The organism is Streptomyces sp. NPDC050263, from assembly GCF_040655955.1.
Taxonomy (GTDB): Bacteria; Actinomycetota; Actinomycetes; order Streptomycetales; family Streptomycetaceae; genus Streptomyces.
This window is the reverse complement of record NZ_JBFAKW010000059.1, coordinates 24,678-39,775: the sequence shown is the minus strand read 5'-3', so window position 1 is coordinate 39,775 and position 15,098 is coordinate 24,678. Positions and strand designations below refer to the sequence as shown.

General features: G+C 71.8%; 13 protein-coding genes and 1 pseudogene. 4 read left to right on the top strand and 10 right to left on the bottom strand.

The genetic code is table 11. From position 1 onward, the window contains the following. Positions 1-28 precede the first annotated feature (28 nt). The 4 genes from AB0J04_RS25230 to AB0J04_RS25215 all read right to left on the bottom strand — a co-directional run bounded on the left by AB0J04_RS25230 (position 29) and on the right by AB0J04_RS25215 (position 4,152). Complete coding sequence (locus tag AB0J04_RS25230) at positions 29-1,312, bottom strand: aspartate aminotransferase family protein (RefSeq protein WP_363170812.1); 1,284 nt, start codon at positions 1,310-1,312, stop codon at positions 29-31. Continuing rightward, positions 1,309-2,151: a nitrilase-related carbon-nitrogen hydrolase gene (locus AB0J04_RS25225; RefSeq protein WP_363170811.1), complete on the bottom strand. Its 843-nt coding sequence runs from the start codon at positions 2,149-2,151 to the stop codon at positions 1,309-1,311. Before AB0J04_RS25225 ends, AB0J04_RS25230 begins: the two co-directional genes overlap by 4 nt. Before the next feature lie 210 nt (positions 2,152-2,361). After that, positions 2,362-3,756: a hypothetical protein gene (locus tag AB0J04_RS25220; RefSeq protein ID WP_363170810.1), complete on the bottom strand. Its 1,395-nt coding sequence runs from the start codon at positions 3,754-3,756 to the stop codon at positions 2,362-2,364. Positions 3,757-3,858: 102 nt separating this feature from the next. Further along, the gene (locus AB0J04_RS25215; RefSeq protein WP_363170809.1) at positions 3,859-4,152 is read right to left on the bottom strand and encodes a helix-turn-helix transcriptional regulator; all 294 of its coding nucleotides are present in this window, start codon (positions 4,150-4,152) and stop codon (positions 3,859-3,861) included. Between the two features lie 32 nt (positions 4,153-4,184). On the opposite strand from AB0J04_RS25215, the gene map reads away from it, so the two are divergent. Both map and AB0J04_RS25205 read left to right on the top strand, forming a co-directional pair. Beyond that, positions 4,185-4,955 (top strand): type I methionyl aminopeptidase, encoded by a 771-nt coding sequence (map, locus tag AB0J04_RS25210; RefSeq protein ID WP_363170808.1) that lies wholly within the window; start codon positions 4,185-4,187, stop codon positions 4,953-4,955. 387 nt (positions 4,956-5,342) lie between these two features. Beyond that, positions 5,343-7,901 (top strand): ATP-dependent Clp protease ATP-binding subunit, encoded by a 2,559-nt coding sequence (locus AB0J04_RS25205; protein ID WP_363170807.1) that lies wholly within the window; start codon positions 5,343-5,345, stop codon positions 7,899-7,901. 9 nt (positions 7,902-7,910) lie between these two features. Here AB0J04_RS25205 and ggt read toward each other — a convergent pair whose 3' ends face one another. Further along, positions 7,911-9,722: a gamma-glutamyltransferase gene (gene ggt, locus AB0J04_RS25200; protein WP_363170806.1), complete on the bottom strand. Its 1,812-nt coding sequence runs from the start codon at positions 9,720-9,722 to the stop codon at positions 7,911-7,913. A gap of 143 nt (positions 9,723-9,865) precedes the next feature. On the opposite strand from ggt, the gene AB0J04_RS25195 reads away from it, so the two are divergent. Both AB0J04_RS25195 and AB0J04_RS25190 read left to right on the top strand, forming a co-directional pair. After that, a complete protein-coding gene (locus AB0J04_RS25195; RefSeq protein WP_363170805.1) occupies positions 9,866-10,630 on the top strand; it encodes a hypothetical protein in 765 nt (254 codons plus the stop codon). Positions 10,631-10,667: 37 nt separating this feature from the next. Beyond that, positions 10,668-10,855, top strand: a pseudogene (locus AB0J04_RS25190) (CocE/NonD family hydrolase C-terminal non-catalytic domain-containing protein); the annotation flags it as partial. A gap of 48 nt (positions 10,856-10,903) precedes the next feature. On the opposite strand, the gene AB0J04_RS25185 reads toward AB0J04_RS25190, so the two are convergent. The 5 genes from AB0J04_RS25185 to pcaC form a co-directional block, all read right to left on the bottom strand. After that, a complete protein-coding gene (locus AB0J04_RS25185; RefSeq protein ID WP_363170804.1) occupies positions 10,904-11,647 on the bottom strand; it encodes an amino acid ABC transporter ATP-binding protein in 744 nt (247 codons plus the stop codon). A gap of 113 nt (positions 11,648-11,760) precedes the next feature. Then, on the bottom strand, positions 11,761-12,180 hold the full coding sequence (locus AB0J04_RS25180) for a DUF6278 family protein (RefSeq protein ID WP_363170803.1): 420 nt from the start codon (positions 12,178-12,180) through the stop codon (positions 11,761-11,763). 111 nt (positions 12,181-12,291) lie between these two features. Further along, positions 12,292-13,071 (bottom strand): exodeoxyribonuclease III, encoded by a 780-nt coding sequence (locus tag AB0J04_RS25175; RefSeq protein WP_363170802.1) that lies wholly within the window; start codon positions 13,069-13,071, stop codon positions 12,292-12,294. A gap of 30 nt (positions 13,072-13,101) precedes the next feature. Continuing rightward, the gene (locus tag AB0J04_RS25170) at positions 13,102-13,737 is read right to left on the bottom strand and encodes an MBL fold metallo-hydrolase (RefSeq protein ID WP_363170826.1); all 636 of its coding nucleotides are present in this window, start codon (positions 13,735-13,737) and stop codon (positions 13,102-13,104) included. A 43-nt stretch (positions 13,738-13,780) separates the two neighbouring features. Further along, positions 13,781-15,088: a 4-carboxymuconolactone decarboxylase gene (gene pcaC / locus AB0J04_RS25165; protein ID WP_363170801.1), complete on the bottom strand. Its 1,308-nt coding sequence runs from the start codon at positions 15,086-15,088 to the stop codon at positions 13,781-13,783. Positions 15,089-15,098: the final 10 nt, after the last annotated feature.

The window sequence follows — 15,098 nt, the reverse complement described above, 5'->3', positions numbered from 1 at the left end:
GATGTGTTTCCCTTGGCTCAGGCCGGCGCTACCGGGTGCTGCGCAGCGCGCTCTCGAGGATCGCGGCGCCCTCCTCGGCCTCCGCCACGGTCAGGGACAGCGGCGGGGCGATGCGCAGGGCGCTGGTGTCGTGGCCGCCGCCCTTGCCGATCAGCAGCCCGTCGGCGCGGGCCGCCTCCAGTACGGCGGACGCCCGGTCCGGGTCGGCCCGGTCGGTGCCGGGCCTGATCAGCTCGACGCCGATCATCAGCCCGCGCCCGCGCACCTCCCGTACCCCCGGATCCTGGGCGACGGCGGCCCGCAGCCGTTCGATGAGCAGGCCGCCGACCCGACGGGCGTTGCCCTGGAGGTCGTGTTCCAGCAGGTAGGAAAGGTTGGCGAGGCCGGCCGCCATGGTGATCTGGGTGCCGCCGAAGGTGGAGATGCTGTTGGCGTCCAGGCAGTTCATGATCTCGGAGCGGGCGATGACGCCGCCGATGGACATGCCGTTGCCGATGCCCTTGGCGAAGGTGACGATGTCCGGCGGACCGTTCTGGCCGTGTGCCTGCCAGCCCCAGAAGTGCTCGCCGGTGCGCCCCCAGCCGGTCTGCACCTCGTCGGCGATCCACAGGATCCCGTATTCGTTCAGCACTTCACGGAATGCCGCATACAGTCCGTCCGGCGGTGAGGTGAATCCGCCGACGCCCTGGATGGGCTCGGCGATCAGGGCCGCGGGCGGGCGGGTGTGGCCGAGCAGGTCCCGCAGGTCCGCGACGCAGACGTCGATGAACTCGGCGTCACTGAGATCGGCGAACGGGCCGCGCCCGCGTACCCCGCCGTGCACGTACAGCGTCTGGAGCGGGGACAGCGAGGTCGGCGACCAGCCGCGGTTGCCGGTGATGCCGACCGCGCTGAAGGATCGGCCGTGGTAACTGTTGCGCATCGCCAGGACGGTGTTGCTGCGCCGGTAGGTCGTGGCGAGCAGCAGCGCCGTGTCGTTGGCCTCGGTGCCCGAGGTGGTGAAGAAGACGCGGGCGTCGGGGATGCCGCTGATGTGCGCGACGCGCTCGGCGAGCTCGACCATGGGCCGGTTGAGGTAGAGCGTCGAGGAGTGCACGATCCGCCCGGCCTGTTCGCTCACCGCCTTGGTGATCTCGGGCAGCGCGTGCGCGGTCATCGTCGTGAGGATGCCGCCGAAGAAGTCGAGGTACTTGGCGCCCCGGGCGTCCCAGACGTGGCGGCCCTCGCCGTGGGTGATCTCCAGCGGCTCCTCGTAGTACAGCGCGAGCCAGTCCGGCAGGACGTTGCGATGGCGGGCGTAGAGATCACTCACGGCTGCACCAGCCCTTGGTAGGCGTCGGGACGGCGGTCACGGTAGAAGGCCCACTGCTGGCGGACCTCCTCGACCAGGTCGAAGTCGAGGTCGCGGATGAGGAGTTCCTCGTCCTTGTCGCTCGCGACGTCGCCGACGAACTGTCCGCGCGGGTCGACGAAGTAGGACGTCCCGTAGAAATCGTTGTCGCCGTACTCCTCCACCCCGACCCGGTTGATCGCGGCGATGAAGTACTCGTTGGCGACCGCGGCGGCGGGCTGCTCCAGCTGCCAGAGGTGGGCGGAGAGGCCGCGGTGGGTGGCGGACGGGTTGTAGACCAACTGGGCGCCACCCAGCCCCAGTTGCCGCCAGCCCTCCGGGAAGTGGCGGTCGTAGCAGATGTAGACGCCGACCTTGCCGACGGCCGTGTCGAAGACCGGCCAGCCGAGGTTGCCGGGCTTGAAGTAGTACTTCTCCCAGAAACCCTTTACCTGCGGGATGTGGTGCTTGCGGTACTTGCCGAGGTACGAGCCGTCGGCGTCGATCACGGCGGCGGTGTTGTAGTAGAAGCCGGACTGCTCGACCTCGAAGACCGGGACGACGACCACCATGCCGGTCTCGCGCGCGAGCTCCTGCATACGACGCACGGTCGGCCCGTCGGGCACCGGCTCGGCCCAGCGGTAGTGCTCCGGCTCCTGGACCTGGCAGAAGTAGGGAGCGTTGAAGACCTCCTGGAACCCGATGATCTTCGCGCCCCGGCGGGCCGCCTCACGGGCGTGCTCCTCGTGTTTCGCCACCATGGACTCGGTGTCGCCGGTCCAGGTGGCCTGGACCAGTGCGGCACGTACGACGTTGGCCATGAGCTGCTCCTTCGACGGTTCCGTCAGAGCCTCTACGCCCGTAGACGAAGGCCGTAGAGGGACGAAGGTAAGCCTCCGGGACAGGCTTGCCAAGACCATCGTCGTTAACCCGCGAAGTCGATCGCGTTTCACACTCTCGTGGGTTAAGTCGCGGTGCCGTACGGCCGAAGGCGTGACCCTGGTCGGATGTGCGACCGGACGTGGGGTCGGTCAGGCGGTGAAGCCGGCGACCCTGAGCGCGTGCACCAGGTCCCAGTGGCGTTCCTCCGAGACCGTGCGGGCGGCGGTCAGCAGGAGCGGGACGAGCGTCTGCGGGTCCGGGGCGACGCTGCGGGCGGCCTCCTCGGGGGTGCGGACCCGGACGTAGGCGTCGAGCAGCGCGCGGGCCTCGCGCTGGCGGCCGCCCCGGACGAGGCCGAGGACGGCCTGCCCGATCTCGACGGCCGGCCGGGCGACGCCCTGCCGCAGGATCTGCTCGCCGTCGGCCGCGCGCCCCACCGCGACCAGCGCGTCGGCCGCGGCGACGAGCCGATCGGCGGGGAGGGAGGCGGCCTCCCAGAGCAGGGTGGTCCAGTCGGCGACGAGCCCGGCGCGCTGCAGTTCGGCCGCGAGCAGCGGGATGCGGGCGGCCGGCCAGTACGCGAGCTCGACGAGCAGGGCGTGCGCCTCCCCGCTGCGGCCTTCGCCGCGCAGCCGCACCAGCCGCTCCACGACCTCGACGGTCTCCTCCCGGGCCGCCGCGTCCAGCGGCTCGCGCTGCGGCTCGGAGCGCCCCTCGGGGCGGTCGGCGGCGGCTCCGGCGAAGCGGGCGCCACGCGGGGTGCGGCGGGCGGCCGGGGCGGGCACGGGCGCCGCCGGTTCGGCGGCGGTCGGCTGGACGACGGGTGCGTCGACTTCGTCCTCCTCGGCCATGCCGGCGAACCGGGCGCTGCCGCGGCGCCGTTTGCGCTGCTTGGGCGCGGGGGCCGGGGCGGGAACCGGGGCGGGCGTCTCCTCGACGGGGGCCTCGGCGTCGACGGGGGCCGCCGCGTCCTGGACGTCGTACGCGGGGCCGGCGGCGGTGTGCGGGGCGCGCCCGGGGATCGTGGCGGACGTCGGGAGACGGTCCGACTCGGCTATCCGGTACCGGAGTTCGGCGCACCGCGCGGTGGCCCGTTCATGGTCGTCGTGGGCCCAGGCGAGGTCGAGGCGGACGGCGTCGGCCTGCTCCCGGGTGCCCGCGGAGGCGAGCCGGCGGCCCAGTTCGGCCAGCCGTTCGGCGGCGTAGCGCTGCTCGCGGAGCATGACGTCGAGCCGGTCCCCGAGGGCGTCGCGGCCGCCGGGGCGGGCGTCGTGGGCGGCGAGCGCGGCGGCGTGCAGCGGCCGGACCCGTTCCGCCTCCCGCACGGCGACCTCGGTGCCGTACTCGGCGGCGAGGTCCTGGAGCACCGCCTCCACCACGTCCCAGGGCGGTATCTCCCGTCCGTCGAGGCAGGCCTGCATACCGTCGGGATCGCGCTGCCAGAACACGGCGCACCAGCCGGCGCCCTGATCGAGGCGCGCCAGCAGTCCGTTCAGGTGGTTCGCGAACTCCCGCACCCGGCCCGGGAGTTGATCCACTGTCATCGCCCAACTCCCGCCCGACCGGAACACTCCGGCTTCGTAGAAAACACCAGTTGTGTTACAGCTGGGCTACGACGAGTTTTCAAAGCGGACGCGACGAGTTCATTACGCGATCTTGACCGAGGCAAGGACGGCGGCCTCCGGGATCGCCGCGGGCACGGGCGTGCACAGCTCCGCCAGCTCGTCCATCGACAGCCCGAGCACGCGGGAGAGCGCGGCGACGGTGAAGAACGCCGGGGTGGGCGCGCGGCCGGTCTCGATCTTGCGGAGGGTCTCGGCGGAGACGCCGGCGCCCGCCGCGATCTCGGTCATGCTCCGGCCGCCGCGCGCCGTGCGCAGCAGGCGCCCGAGCCGCTCGCCGCGTTCACGCTCTTCGGGGGTCAGTGGGGTACGCACCATGCCGTCATTCTAATACCGGTATAGTAATTGGCATGGTGGAACTGAAGACAGACGCGTCGATCGACGCCATGTACGAGGCGGGACAGGTCGTCGCACAAGCCCTGACAGCTGTGCGCGAGGCCGCCGCCGTGGGCGTCTCCCTGCTGGAGCTGGACGAACTGGCGCATGCCGTGCTGCGGGAGGCGGGGGCGACGTCACCGTTCCTCGGCTACCGCCCCTCCTTCGCGCCGACGCCCTTCCCAGCGGTGCTCTGCGCCTCCGTGAACGACGCGATCGTGCACGGCATCCCCACCGGCTACCGGCTGCGCGACGGCGACCTGCTCTCGGCCGACTTCGGCGCGCAGCTGAACGGCTGGGCCGGCGACTCCGCGATCAGCCTCACCGTGGGCAGGGCGCGCCCCGCCGACGTCCGGCTGATCGAGACCGCCGAGCGCGCCCTCGCGGCCGGCATCGAGGCGGCGGTCGTCGGCAACCGCGTCGGCGACATCGCGCACGCGATCGGCACCGTGTGCCGGGCGGCCGGCTACGGCATCCCGGACGGCTTCGGCGGCCACGGCATCGGCCGCCACATGCACGAGGACCCGGGGATCCCCAACGAGGGCCGCCCGGGCCGCGGTCTCCCGCTGCGCCACGGCATGGTCATCGCGATCGAACCGATGCTGATCGCCGGCGGCGAGGACGGCTACCACGCGGCCCCCGACGGCTGGACCCTGCGAACGAACGACGGCTCCAGGGCAGCCCACGCGGAACACACGGTGGCCATCACGGAGAACGGACCGAGGGTCCTTACAGAGCGACGCTAGTGCCGCGGCAGGCAACGTTCGCCCCGTCGCGACGCCCGGCACGCACTCTCGCCGCACCGGCCGAAAGCCCAAGTACGTCCAGTACGAGGACTTCCGGCCGGCACACCGAGAGCACCCACCGGACGCCGCTCCTTGACGGGCGAACGTTGCCTGCCGCGGCACTAGAGAAGTCCCCTTCAGGGGCGCGGGGCTGTCTCCATGTGCGGCTCCGCCGCGTGGGCGCGACCAGCCACAACGGACCCGCAGCCGCCGAACAACACCAAGCCCGAGCCCGTGCCGCGCCAACCTGCAGGACATGCCGCCCATCCCCGGGCATGCCATGGTGGTCTAAGCCCCGCAGGGACGGGCACCCGCGTTCGATCCGGTGCCCCGATCGAACGGAACGCCATGACCAACGGCTTCACCGGCCCGGAGGGCTACGGCGACCCCTTCGGTGAATTCCTGGCCCGCTTCTTCGGCGGGCCCCGCCCCGGCCCCCGCCAGATCAACATAGGCCAGCTGCTCAGCCGCCCCGCGAGGGATCTCGTCCGCGGCGCGGCCCAGTACGCCGCCGAGCACGGCAGCCGGGACCTGGACACCGAGCACCTGCTGCGGGCGGCTCTCACCGCGGAGCCGACCCGCGGTCTGCTCAGCCGGGCGGGCGCCGACCCCGACTCGCTCGCGACGGAGATCGACGAGCGGTCGGGGCCGGTGCGGCACCCGCCGGGCGAGGCGCCGCCGCCGACCTCGCTGTCCCTGACCCCGGCCGCGAAACGCGCCCTGCTGGACGCGCACGATCTGGCCCGCTCCCGGGGCGCGGGCCACATCGGCCCGGAGCATGTGCTGAGCGCCCTCGCCTCGAACCCCGACTCGGCGGCCGGACACATCCTGAACGCGGCCCGTTTCGCCGCCGCGGCGCTGCCGCCCGAGCCGCCGGACACCGCGCAGCCGGCCCGCGCCACGGACCGGCAGCGGTCCACCGGCACGCCCACCCTCGACAAGTACGGCCGCGATCTCACCGAGTCGGCCCGCCAGGGCCGGATCGACCCGGTGATCGGCCGGGACGACGAGATCGAGCAGACCATCGAGGTGCTGTCCCGGCGCGGCAAGAACAACCCGGTGCTGATCGGCGACGCGGGAGTGGGCAAGACCGCCATCGTGGAGGGGCTGGCCCAGCGGATCGTGGACGGCGACGTGCCGGACGTCCTCGTCGCCCGGCGCGTGATCGCGCTGGACCTGGCGGGCGTGGTCGCGGGCACCCGCTTCCGCGGCGACTTCGAGGAACGGCTGAACACCATCGTCGACGAGATCCGCGCGCACTCCGACCAGCTGATCGTCTTCATCGACGAGCTGCACACGGTGGTCGGCGCCGGCGGGGGCGGCGAGGGCGGGTCGATGGACGCCGGCAACATCCTCAAGCCGGCCCTGGCCCGCGGCGAGCTGCACGTCGTGGGCGCGACGACGCTGGAGGAGTTCCGGCGGATCGAGAAGGACGCGGCGCTCGCCCGCCGCTTCCAGCCGATCCTCGTGCCGGAGCCGTCCGTCCCGGACGCCCTGGAGATCCTGCGCGGGCTGCGCGACCGCTACGAGGCCCATCACCAGGTCCGCTACACCGACGAGGCGCTCGTCGCGGCCGTGGAGCTGTCCGACCGCTACCTCACCGACCGCCGCCTCCCGGACAAGGCGATCGACCTGATCGACCAGGCCGGCGCCCGGGTGCGGCTCGGCGCCCGCTCCAAGGGCACGGACGTGCGGGCGATGGAGCGCGAGGTCGAGCAGCTGGCCCGCGACAAGGACCAGGCGGCCGCCGACGAACAGTACGAGCAGGCAACCCAACTGCGGGACCGCATCGTCGAGTTGAAGCAGCGCATCGCGGCGGCGACCGGCGAGGAGGCGGCCGACGAGGGCCTCGATCTGGAGGTGACCGCGGAGGCCGTCGCCAAGGTGGTGTCCCGGCAGACCGGCATTCCGGTCGCCAGTCTCACCCAGGAGGAGAAGGACCGGCTGCTCGGCCTTGCCGACCACCTGCACGAGCGGGTCGTCGGCCAGGAGGAGGCCGTCCGGGTCGTCGCCGACGCCGTGCTGCGCTCCCGCGCGGGCCTCGCCAGCCCCGACCGGCCGATCGGCAGCTTCCTGTTCCTCGGCCCGACCGGGGTCGGCAAGACGGAACTGGCCCGTGCGCTCGCCGAGTCGCTGTTCGGCAGCGAGGAGCGCATGGTCCGGCTCGACATGAGCGAGTACCAGGAGCGCCACACGGTCAGCCGGCTGGTCGGCGCCCCGCCCGGCTATGTCGGGCACGAGGAGGCCGGGCAGCTCACGGAGGTCGTCCGCCGCCACCCGTACTCGCTGCTCCTGCTGGACGAGGTGGAGAAGGCACATCCGGACGTCTTCAACATCCTCCTCCAGGTCCTCGACGACGGCCGGCTCACCGACTCCCAGGGCCGCACGGTCGACTTCACCAACACCGTCATCGTGATGACCAGCAACCTGGGTTCGGAGGCGATCACCCGGCGCGGCGCCGGCATCGGCTTCGGGGCGGGCGGCACGGACGCCGACGAGGAGGCGCGGCGCGAGCAGATCCTGCGGCCGCTGCGCGAGCACTTCCGCCCGGAGTTCCTCAACCGGATCGACGAGATCGTCGTCTTCCGCCAGCTCACCGGTGAGCAACTGCGGCAGATCACGGACCTGTTGCTGGAGAAGACGCGTCGGCTGGTGCACGCGCGGGGCGTCACGGTCGAGTTCGGCGACGCGGCCGTGGACTGGCTGGCCCGGCGCGGCTACCAGCCCGAGTACGGCGCCCGTCCGCTGCGCCGCACCATCCAGCGGGAGGTCGACAACGAGCTGTCGCGGCTGCTGCTCGACGGGCGGGTCAAGGACGGCGACCGGGTGACGGTCGAGGTCGAGGACGGACGGCTCGCGTTCCGTACCGGCGCTGACACCGGCGAGCCGCCCGCCCCCGAACCCTGATCCGATCCGCTACGGAGCCGGATACACCACCTGCGCCGAGCCCCCGCCGCGTCGCACGGTCTCGGCGGCGGCCAGCCACTTGCCGCCTGGCAGCCGCTGGACGCCGGTCGCGGCGCCGATCTCGGGGTTGAGCTTGAACGAGTGCCCGATGGCCTCCAGTCGGGCCCTGAGGCCGCTCGGGCTCGTGTCGTTGAAGAGCGCGGGCTCCAACTCCGTCTGGGCCGCGTTGCGCTGGCTGGCACGCGGTGCGGCGATCGCGTCGACGAGCGGCAGGCCGCGGTCGAGGAACTGGGTCAGGGTCTGGAGCACGGTGGTGATGATGGTCGCGCCGCCGGGCGAACCGAGGGCCACCACGGGCTTGTCGTGCTTGTCCAGCACGATCGTCGGCGACAGCGACGACCGCGGCCGCTTGCCGGGACCGGGCAGGTTCGGGTCGTGGACGGCCGGGTTGGCGGGGGCGAAGGAGAAGTCCGTCAGCTCGTTGTTGAGGAGGAAGCCGCGGCCGGGGACGGTGATGGCGCTGCCGCCGGTCTGCTCGATGGTGAGCGTGTAGGAGACGACGTTCCCCCACTTGTCGGCGACGGTCAGGTGCGAGGTGTTCTCGCCCTCGTACGTCGTCGGCGCCGCCGTGCCGCCCGTGTTGCAGGCCGCCGGGTTGCGCGGGTCGCCGGGCGCCACCGGGCTGGTGAGGACCGCGTCGTCCTTGATGAGGCACGCCCGCGAGTCGGCGTAACTCTGCGACAGCAGCTGCTTGGTGGGGACGTCCTCGAAGGCGGGGTCGCCGACCCAGCGCCCGCGGTCGGCGAACGAGATCCGGCTGGCCTCGATGTAGCGGTGCAGGTACTGGACCTCGCTCGCCTTCGAAAGGTCCGTGTTCTCAAGGATGTTGAGGGCCTCGCCCACCGTGGTGCCACCCGAGGAGGAGGGCGCGATGGAGTAGACGCCCAGGCCCCGGTAGGAGGTCTTCGTGGGCGCCTGGACCTTGGCGCGGTAGGCCGCGAGGTCCTGAGCGGTCAGTTTGCCCGGCCGGGCGTTCCAGCCCGAACTCGGGTCCACCGGCGGGTGGTTGACGGTGGAGACGATGTCCTTGCCGAGGTCGCCCCGGTAGATCGCGTCGACGCCCTTTCGGCCCAGTTCCGCGTAGGTCTTCGCGAGGTCGGGGTTCTTGAACGTCGAGCCCACGACGGGGAGTCGGCCGCCGGGCAGGAAGAGCTTCGCGGTGTCCGGGAAGTAGCGGAAGCGGGTCTCGTTGCCGGCGGTCTGGGAGCGGAAGGTGTCGTCGACGGTGAAGCCGTCGCGGGCGATGCGCTCGGCGGGCTTCAGGACCGTGCCGAGCTTCTGGCTGCCCCACTGCTTCAGCGCCGTCGCCCAGGTGGCGGGCGCGCCCGGGGTGCCGACGCTGAGGCCGCTGCTGACGGCGTCCGCGAAGGCGAGCGGTGCGCCGTTCTCCAGGAAGAGCCCGGAGTCGGCGGTGAGCGGGGCGGTCTCCCGGCCGTCGATGCTGTGCACCGTACGGGACCTGGCGTCGTAGTAGACGAAGTAGCCGCCTCCGCCGATGCCGGCGGAGTAGGGCTCGGTGACACCGAGGGCGGCGGCGGTGGCGACGGCCGCGTCGACGGCGTTGCCGCCCTTCCTGAGCACCTCGATGCCGGCGGCGGAGGCGTCCGCGTCGACGCTGGCCACGGCGCCGCCGTAGCCGACGGCGACCGGGACCTTCTCAACTGTCGTTCCCTCGGCGGCGGGTGGCGCCGCCGCCCCCACCGTGACCACGGCGGCCGAGACCGCCAGGACGAGCAGTTTTCGCGCGACAGAGCGACCCATCCATGCCTCCAGTCCGGGACCGTCCGCGCAGCGTAACCACATTCGCGGGGCCTCGACAGCCTCCTTCCGGGCAGTGTCATACGACTGCCACACCTCGAACACGGGTACGTACCGGTCATGCTCGCCCGCTACCATGCGCGCCCATGAACGACGACGTGCGCAACATCGCCCTCGGGGTCGTCGCGGCCGGTATCAGCGCCGCGTTCGGCTGGCTCGCCCGTACCTACCTCTGGAAGCGCAGGCTCCGGCGCAAGCAGACGTTCTTCGGGCTGCCGGAGAACTCGGAGACGCTGCTCGTCGTCAACCGCGACCCGGCGTCCTCCGAGCCGGCGGTGCACCGGTTCGACGTGTTCGCGCTGCTGGAGCTCTCGGCGCTGATCAAGGACTGCGGCGCGAACGTCCAGGTGGTCACGCAGGACACGGCGCAGCAGGGTTTCGGCGAGCGCACCGAGTTCTGTGTGGGCGGCCCGTCCTCCAACCGGCGCATGATGGCGCACATGTCGGCGATGCTGCCCGGTGTGCGGGTCAACATCGACCCCGAACCGGGGCCGGACCGGGGCGCGTTCCAGATCGGCGCGGAGCGCTACCGGCTGGACCCGGGTATCACCGAATACGTGCTGCTGGCCCGGCTCACCGCAGGCCAGCGGCGCGAGGCGCGGCCGGTGTTCCTGTTCTGCGGCCAGCGGGCGATCAACAACCAGGCGGCCACCCGCTATCTGGCCCGCAACCACGAGCGGCTGGCGCGAAAGCACGGCAACGGCTCGTTCGTGCTGCTGCTGAAGGTCGTCAACTCGCAGGCCTACGGCCCGGATGTGGTGGAGCTGGTCGCCGACGTGACCCGGGCGGCCCAGGCTCCGCTGCCGCCCGCCCAGGAGGTCTCCGCCCGTTCCTCGCATCGCGCCTCCTGAGTCGCCCCGGATCCTCGTCGCCCATCGTTACGACGTGAGGCCGTTCGGTCACGACCCGGAGCTGCTCTCCACGGCCTACGACGTCCCGGCAGGGCATCGGCTCGCCCTGGTCGTCGACACGTCGACCCGCTCTGCGTGGAGCACAACCCGTCCGGCGCTCGGCTGACCTTCTCCTCGCCGGCGAACGACCCGTCGTACGTGTCGATTCCGCTGCGCGAGCAGTGATCTCCGGCCGCCGCCGGGGCGGGTGGGCTCCGTGGCCGGCACCGTCGTTCAGTGCTTGAGGATCTTGGACAGGAAGTCCTTGGCGCGGTCGCTGCGCGGGTCGGTGAAGAACTCCTCGGGGGTGCGGTCCTCGACGATACGGCCGTCGGCCATGAAGACCACACGGTTGGCCGCCGATCGCGCGAATCCCATCTCATGGGTGACGACGACCATCGTCATGCCCTCGCGTGCCAGTTGCTGCATCACCTCGAGGACCTCGTTGATCATCTCGGGGTCGAGGGCGGAGGTGGGCTCGTCGAAGAGGAGCGCCTTGGGGTCCATGGCGAGGGCGCGCGCGATGGCAACGCGCTGCTGCTGGCCGCCGGAGAGCTGCGCGGGGTACTTGTCCGCCTGGTCGGCGAGGCCCACGCGGTCGAGGAGCTCGCGCGAGCGTCTGTCCGCGTCGCCCTTCTTGCGCTTGCGAACCTTCACCTGGCCCAGCGAGATGTTCTGCAGGACGGTCTTGTGGGCGAAGAGGTTGAAGGACTGGAAGACCATGCCGACCTCGGACCGCAGGTGCGCCAGCTCCTTGCCCTCCTCGGGCAGCGGCTGTCCGTCGAGCGTGATCGTGCCGGACCGGATGGGCTCCAGCCGGTTGATCGCGCGGCACAGTGTCGACTTCCCCGACCCCGAAGGGCCGATCACGACGACCACCTCCCCCCTGCCGACGACGAGATCGACGTCCTGGAGGACATGCAGCTCCCCGAAGTACTTGTTGACGTCACGCAGCTCGATCAACGGATCGACGGCCATGCGCAGCCCTACTCACTCTCAGCTGTGTCGTGATTGCCGCAAACTATCCACATAAGGTCGGCGTTAAGGTACGACACGCACTTTTCAGTCATTAGCCTTATTTAAGACTTCTCCTAGTTCTCGGCCACCTCGGCGTACAGCTGCGACAGCTCGGGAGTCCCGGTCGCGGACCATTCCCGCCCGGCCGTGACGACGTCCACCTCCCGGCCGGACACCAGCCGGACGACCGCCTCCCCGTCGGACCGGATCGCCCAGGCCGCGCCGGGCACCGTGCGCACGACGACCGTGCCCAGGTAGAGCCCGGCGTCATGGCCGAACCAGGGCAGGCTCTCCTCGTCGTCGCGCCAGCGCGGCGGAAGCTGGTCCAACGCCTCCAACGACGCGGCCGTGTCGTCCAGTCCGATCCCCTCGCGGGCCGCGTGGGAACGCAACAGCTCGCATTCGGAGAGGAGTTCGGCGATCCCCTCGGGGTCCTCGGCCAGCACCGCCGCACGGTACTTCTTGCTCCTGTTGCCCAGGAAAGGGATGTTCATAGCTCCAGCGTGACACTCGCACCGGTGCCCGCACCACAGGCGCGCTGGCCCGCGCCGAGGGTCGAATTCCCGCCCCGGCACACGCGCCGCACCACCCGACGCGGCGAGGAGCTACACCTCCAGGTCGACCACGACCGGGGCGTGGTCCGAGGCTCCCTTGCCCTTGCGTTCCTCGCGGTCCACGTAGGCGTCCTTCACCGACTTGGCGAAAGGCTCGTTGCCGTACACCAGGTCGATGCGCATGCCGCGGTTCTTGGGGAAGCAGAGCTGGCGGTAGTCCCAGTACGTGAAGGGGTGGTCGTACTTCAGGGGGCGCGGGACCACGTCCGACAGGCCGGCCTCTCGCAGGGAGGCCAGGGCGGCGCGCTCGGCGGGGGTGACGTGGGTGAGGCCCTCGAAGGCGGCCACGTCGTAGACGTCGTCGTCGGTCGGCGCCACGTTGTAGTCGCCCATCACCGCGAAGGGCCTGCCGCCCGCCGCGTCCCCCGCGACGGCGGCCTTGAGGGCCTCGAACCACTGGAGCTTGTAGGCGTAGTGCGGGTGGTCGACCTCCCGGCCGTTCGGCACGTACACCGACCAGACGCGGACCGGACCGCAGGTCGCCGAGATCGCGCGGGGCTCGGTGACGCCCTCGTAGCCGGGGTCGCCTGGCAGGCCCCTGACCACGTCCTCGATGCCGACGCGGGAGATCACCGCCACGCCGTTCCACCGGCCCGTGGCGTGCACCGCCGCCTCGTAGCCCAGCTCGCGCAGCTGGTCGAGCGGGAACTGCGCCTCGGCGACCTTGGCCTCCTGGAGGCACAGCACGTCGGTGCCGCTGCTCTCCAGCCAGGCCAGGAGCCTCGGCAGGCGGGCGGTGATCGAGTTCACGTTCCAGGTCGCGATGCGCATGCCTCACAACCTACCGGGCGCCACTGACACTCACAGCGCCGTGCTCTCCCCCGGCGCCAGCCGCAGGTGCCGCGCCCCGCCGAGGGCGCCGATCTGGTTGTCGTAGATCGGGCGGGCGAGGTCGGTGAGGAGCGCGTCGTGGATGTCGTAGGCGCGCTGCGGCCGCACCTCGCGGACGTAGTCGATCACCTCGGAGATCTTGCTCCAGGGGGCCATCACCGGGAGCATCAGCGTCTCGACGGCCCGGTCGGGGACGGTGAGCGCGTCGCCGGGATGGAAGACCCGGCCGCCGTCGACGAGATAGCCGACGTTGGTGATGCGCGGGAGGTCCGGGTGGATGACGGCGTGCAGCTCGCCGTGGACCTGGACGTCGAAGCCCGCCGCGGTGAACGTGTCGCCGTGGCCGACGGTGTGGACGCGGCCGGGGAAGACGGCGGAGAGCTTCCCCGCGACCGACTTCAGGGTCCAGATCTCGGTGGCCGGATCGGCCTCCAGGGCCGCCCGCAGGCGCTCCTCGTCGAAGTGGTCGGGGTGCTCGTGCGTGACGAGGATCGCCTCCGCGCCGAGCGCGGCGTCCGCCTCGCTGAACCCGCCGGGGTCGAGGACGAGCGTGCGGCCGTCCTTCTCCAGGCGGACACAGGCATGCGACATCTTCGTGAGTTTCAGAGCCGTCATGGATTCCATCCTGCCCCCGCGCCGCCGGCGGGGCTCACTCGGTGGGGGTGGTCTCCTCGCGGATGATCTGCTGCGCCACCTTGAACGCGCTGTTCGCCGCGGGTACGCCGCAGTAGACGGCCGCCTGGAGCAGCACCTCCTTGATCTCGTCCGGGGTGAGGCCGTTGCGCAGCGCGGCGCGGGTGTGGAAGGCGAGCTCCTCCAGGTGGCCGCCGGCGACCAGCGCGGTGAGCGTGACGCAGGACCGGGAGCGCCGGTCGAGGCCGGGACGGTCCCAGATCTCGCCCCAGGCGTAGCGGGTGATGAACTCCTGGAAGTCGCCGGAGAAGTCGTCCGCCTGCGACAGCGCCCGGTCGACATGGGCGTCGCCGAGCACCTCCCGACGCACCTTCAGCCCCGCGTCGTACGGATCGGGGCGGCCCATGACCTGCGGCGGTTCGAGGACGGGGGCGGGCGCGATCTCCGCGATCGCCACGGGCTGCAGCGGCTGGGGCGCGGTCATGACCGCGCGGACGGGGATGCCGGGGACGGCCGCCTGCCCGGTGGTGGAGTCGTAGGCGGGCTGCCAGGCCGTGGAGAAGTGGCGGACCAGCAGGTCGGTGACGGCCGCGGGCTGCTCCACCGGAACCAGGTGGGAGGCGCTCGGTACGACGGCCAGGCGGGCGTCCGGGATGCCGGCGACCAGGGTGCGCGCCTCCGCGGGGCCGGTGACCTGGTCGTCCGAGCCGACGAGGACCAGCGTCGGCACGCCCACGAGACCGACCTCGGACCGTACGTCGAACGCGGCGAGCGCCTCGCAGGCCGCTATGTAGCAGCCGGGGTCGGTGGTGCGCACCATCTGCACCGCCCACTCGGTGATGGCGGGCTGCGCGGCCGCGAAGCCGCTGGTGAACCAGCGGTCGGGCGATGTGCGGGCGATGGGATCGAGGCCGTTCGTGCGCACTATCACGCCCCGCTGCCGGAACTCGTCGGCCGTGCCGAACCGGGGCGAGGCCGCGATCAGTGCGAGCGAGGCGACGCGCTCCGGGTACCGCAGGGCGAGTTCCACGCCGACCGCGCCGCCCAGGGCGCAGCCCGCGTAGCCGAAGCGCTGCACGCCGAGCCCGTCCAGCGTGGCGAGCAGCCGCGCGGCGAGGTCGGAGACCGAGCCCACCGGGTAGGCCGGGGCGCCGCCGTGGCCGGGCAGGTCGAAGCGGAACACCCGCCACTGTTGTGCGAGTTCGGGAACCTGGCGGTCCCACATGTGCCATGTGGTACCCAGTGAGGGACCCAAGATCAGGACCGGAGCGTCTTCTGGCCCGTCAAAGCGGTATTGCAGGGGGTTCGGTGGTGTCTCACTCACGCCCCAGACC

Coding starts and splice junctions, on each gene's coding strand:
- ggt (WP_363170806.1), bottom strand. CDS start 9,722: ATGGGTCGCTCTGTCGCGCGAAAACTGCTCGTCCTGGCGGTCTCGGCC.
- AB0J04_RS25185 (WP_363170804.1), bottom strand. CDS start 11,647: ATGGCCGTCGATCCGTTGATCGAGCTGCGTGACGTCAACAAGTACTTC.
- AB0J04_RS25220 (WP_363170810.1), bottom strand. CDS start 3,756: ATGACAGTGGATCAACTCCCGGGCCGGGTGCGGGAGTTCGCGAACCAC.
- AB0J04_RS25225 (WP_363170811.1), bottom strand. CDS start 2,151: ATGGCCAACGTCGTACGTGCCGCACTGGTCCAGGCCACCTGGACCGGC.
- AB0J04_RS25180 (WP_363170803.1), bottom strand. CDS start 12,180: ATGAACATCCCTTTCCTGGGCAACAGGAGCAAGAAGTACCGTGCGGCG.
- map (WP_363170808.1), top strand. CDS start 4,185: ATGGTGGAACTGAAGACAGACGCGTCGATCGACGCCATGTACGAGGCG.
- AB0J04_RS25205 (WP_363170807.1), top strand. CDS start 5,343: ATGACCAACGGCTTCACCGGCCCGGAGGGCTACGGCGACCCCTTCGGT.
- AB0J04_RS25195 (WP_363170805.1), top strand. CDS start 9,866: ATGAACGACGACGTGCGCAACATCGCCCTCGGGGTCGTCGCGGCCGGT.
- AB0J04_RS25175 (WP_363170802.1), bottom strand. CDS start 13,071: ATGCGCATCGCGACCTGGAACGTGAACTCGATCACCGCCCGCCTGCCG.
- AB0J04_RS25215 (WP_363170809.1), bottom strand. CDS start 4,152: ATGGTGCGTACCCCACTGACCCCCGAAGAGCGTGAACGCGGCGAGCGG.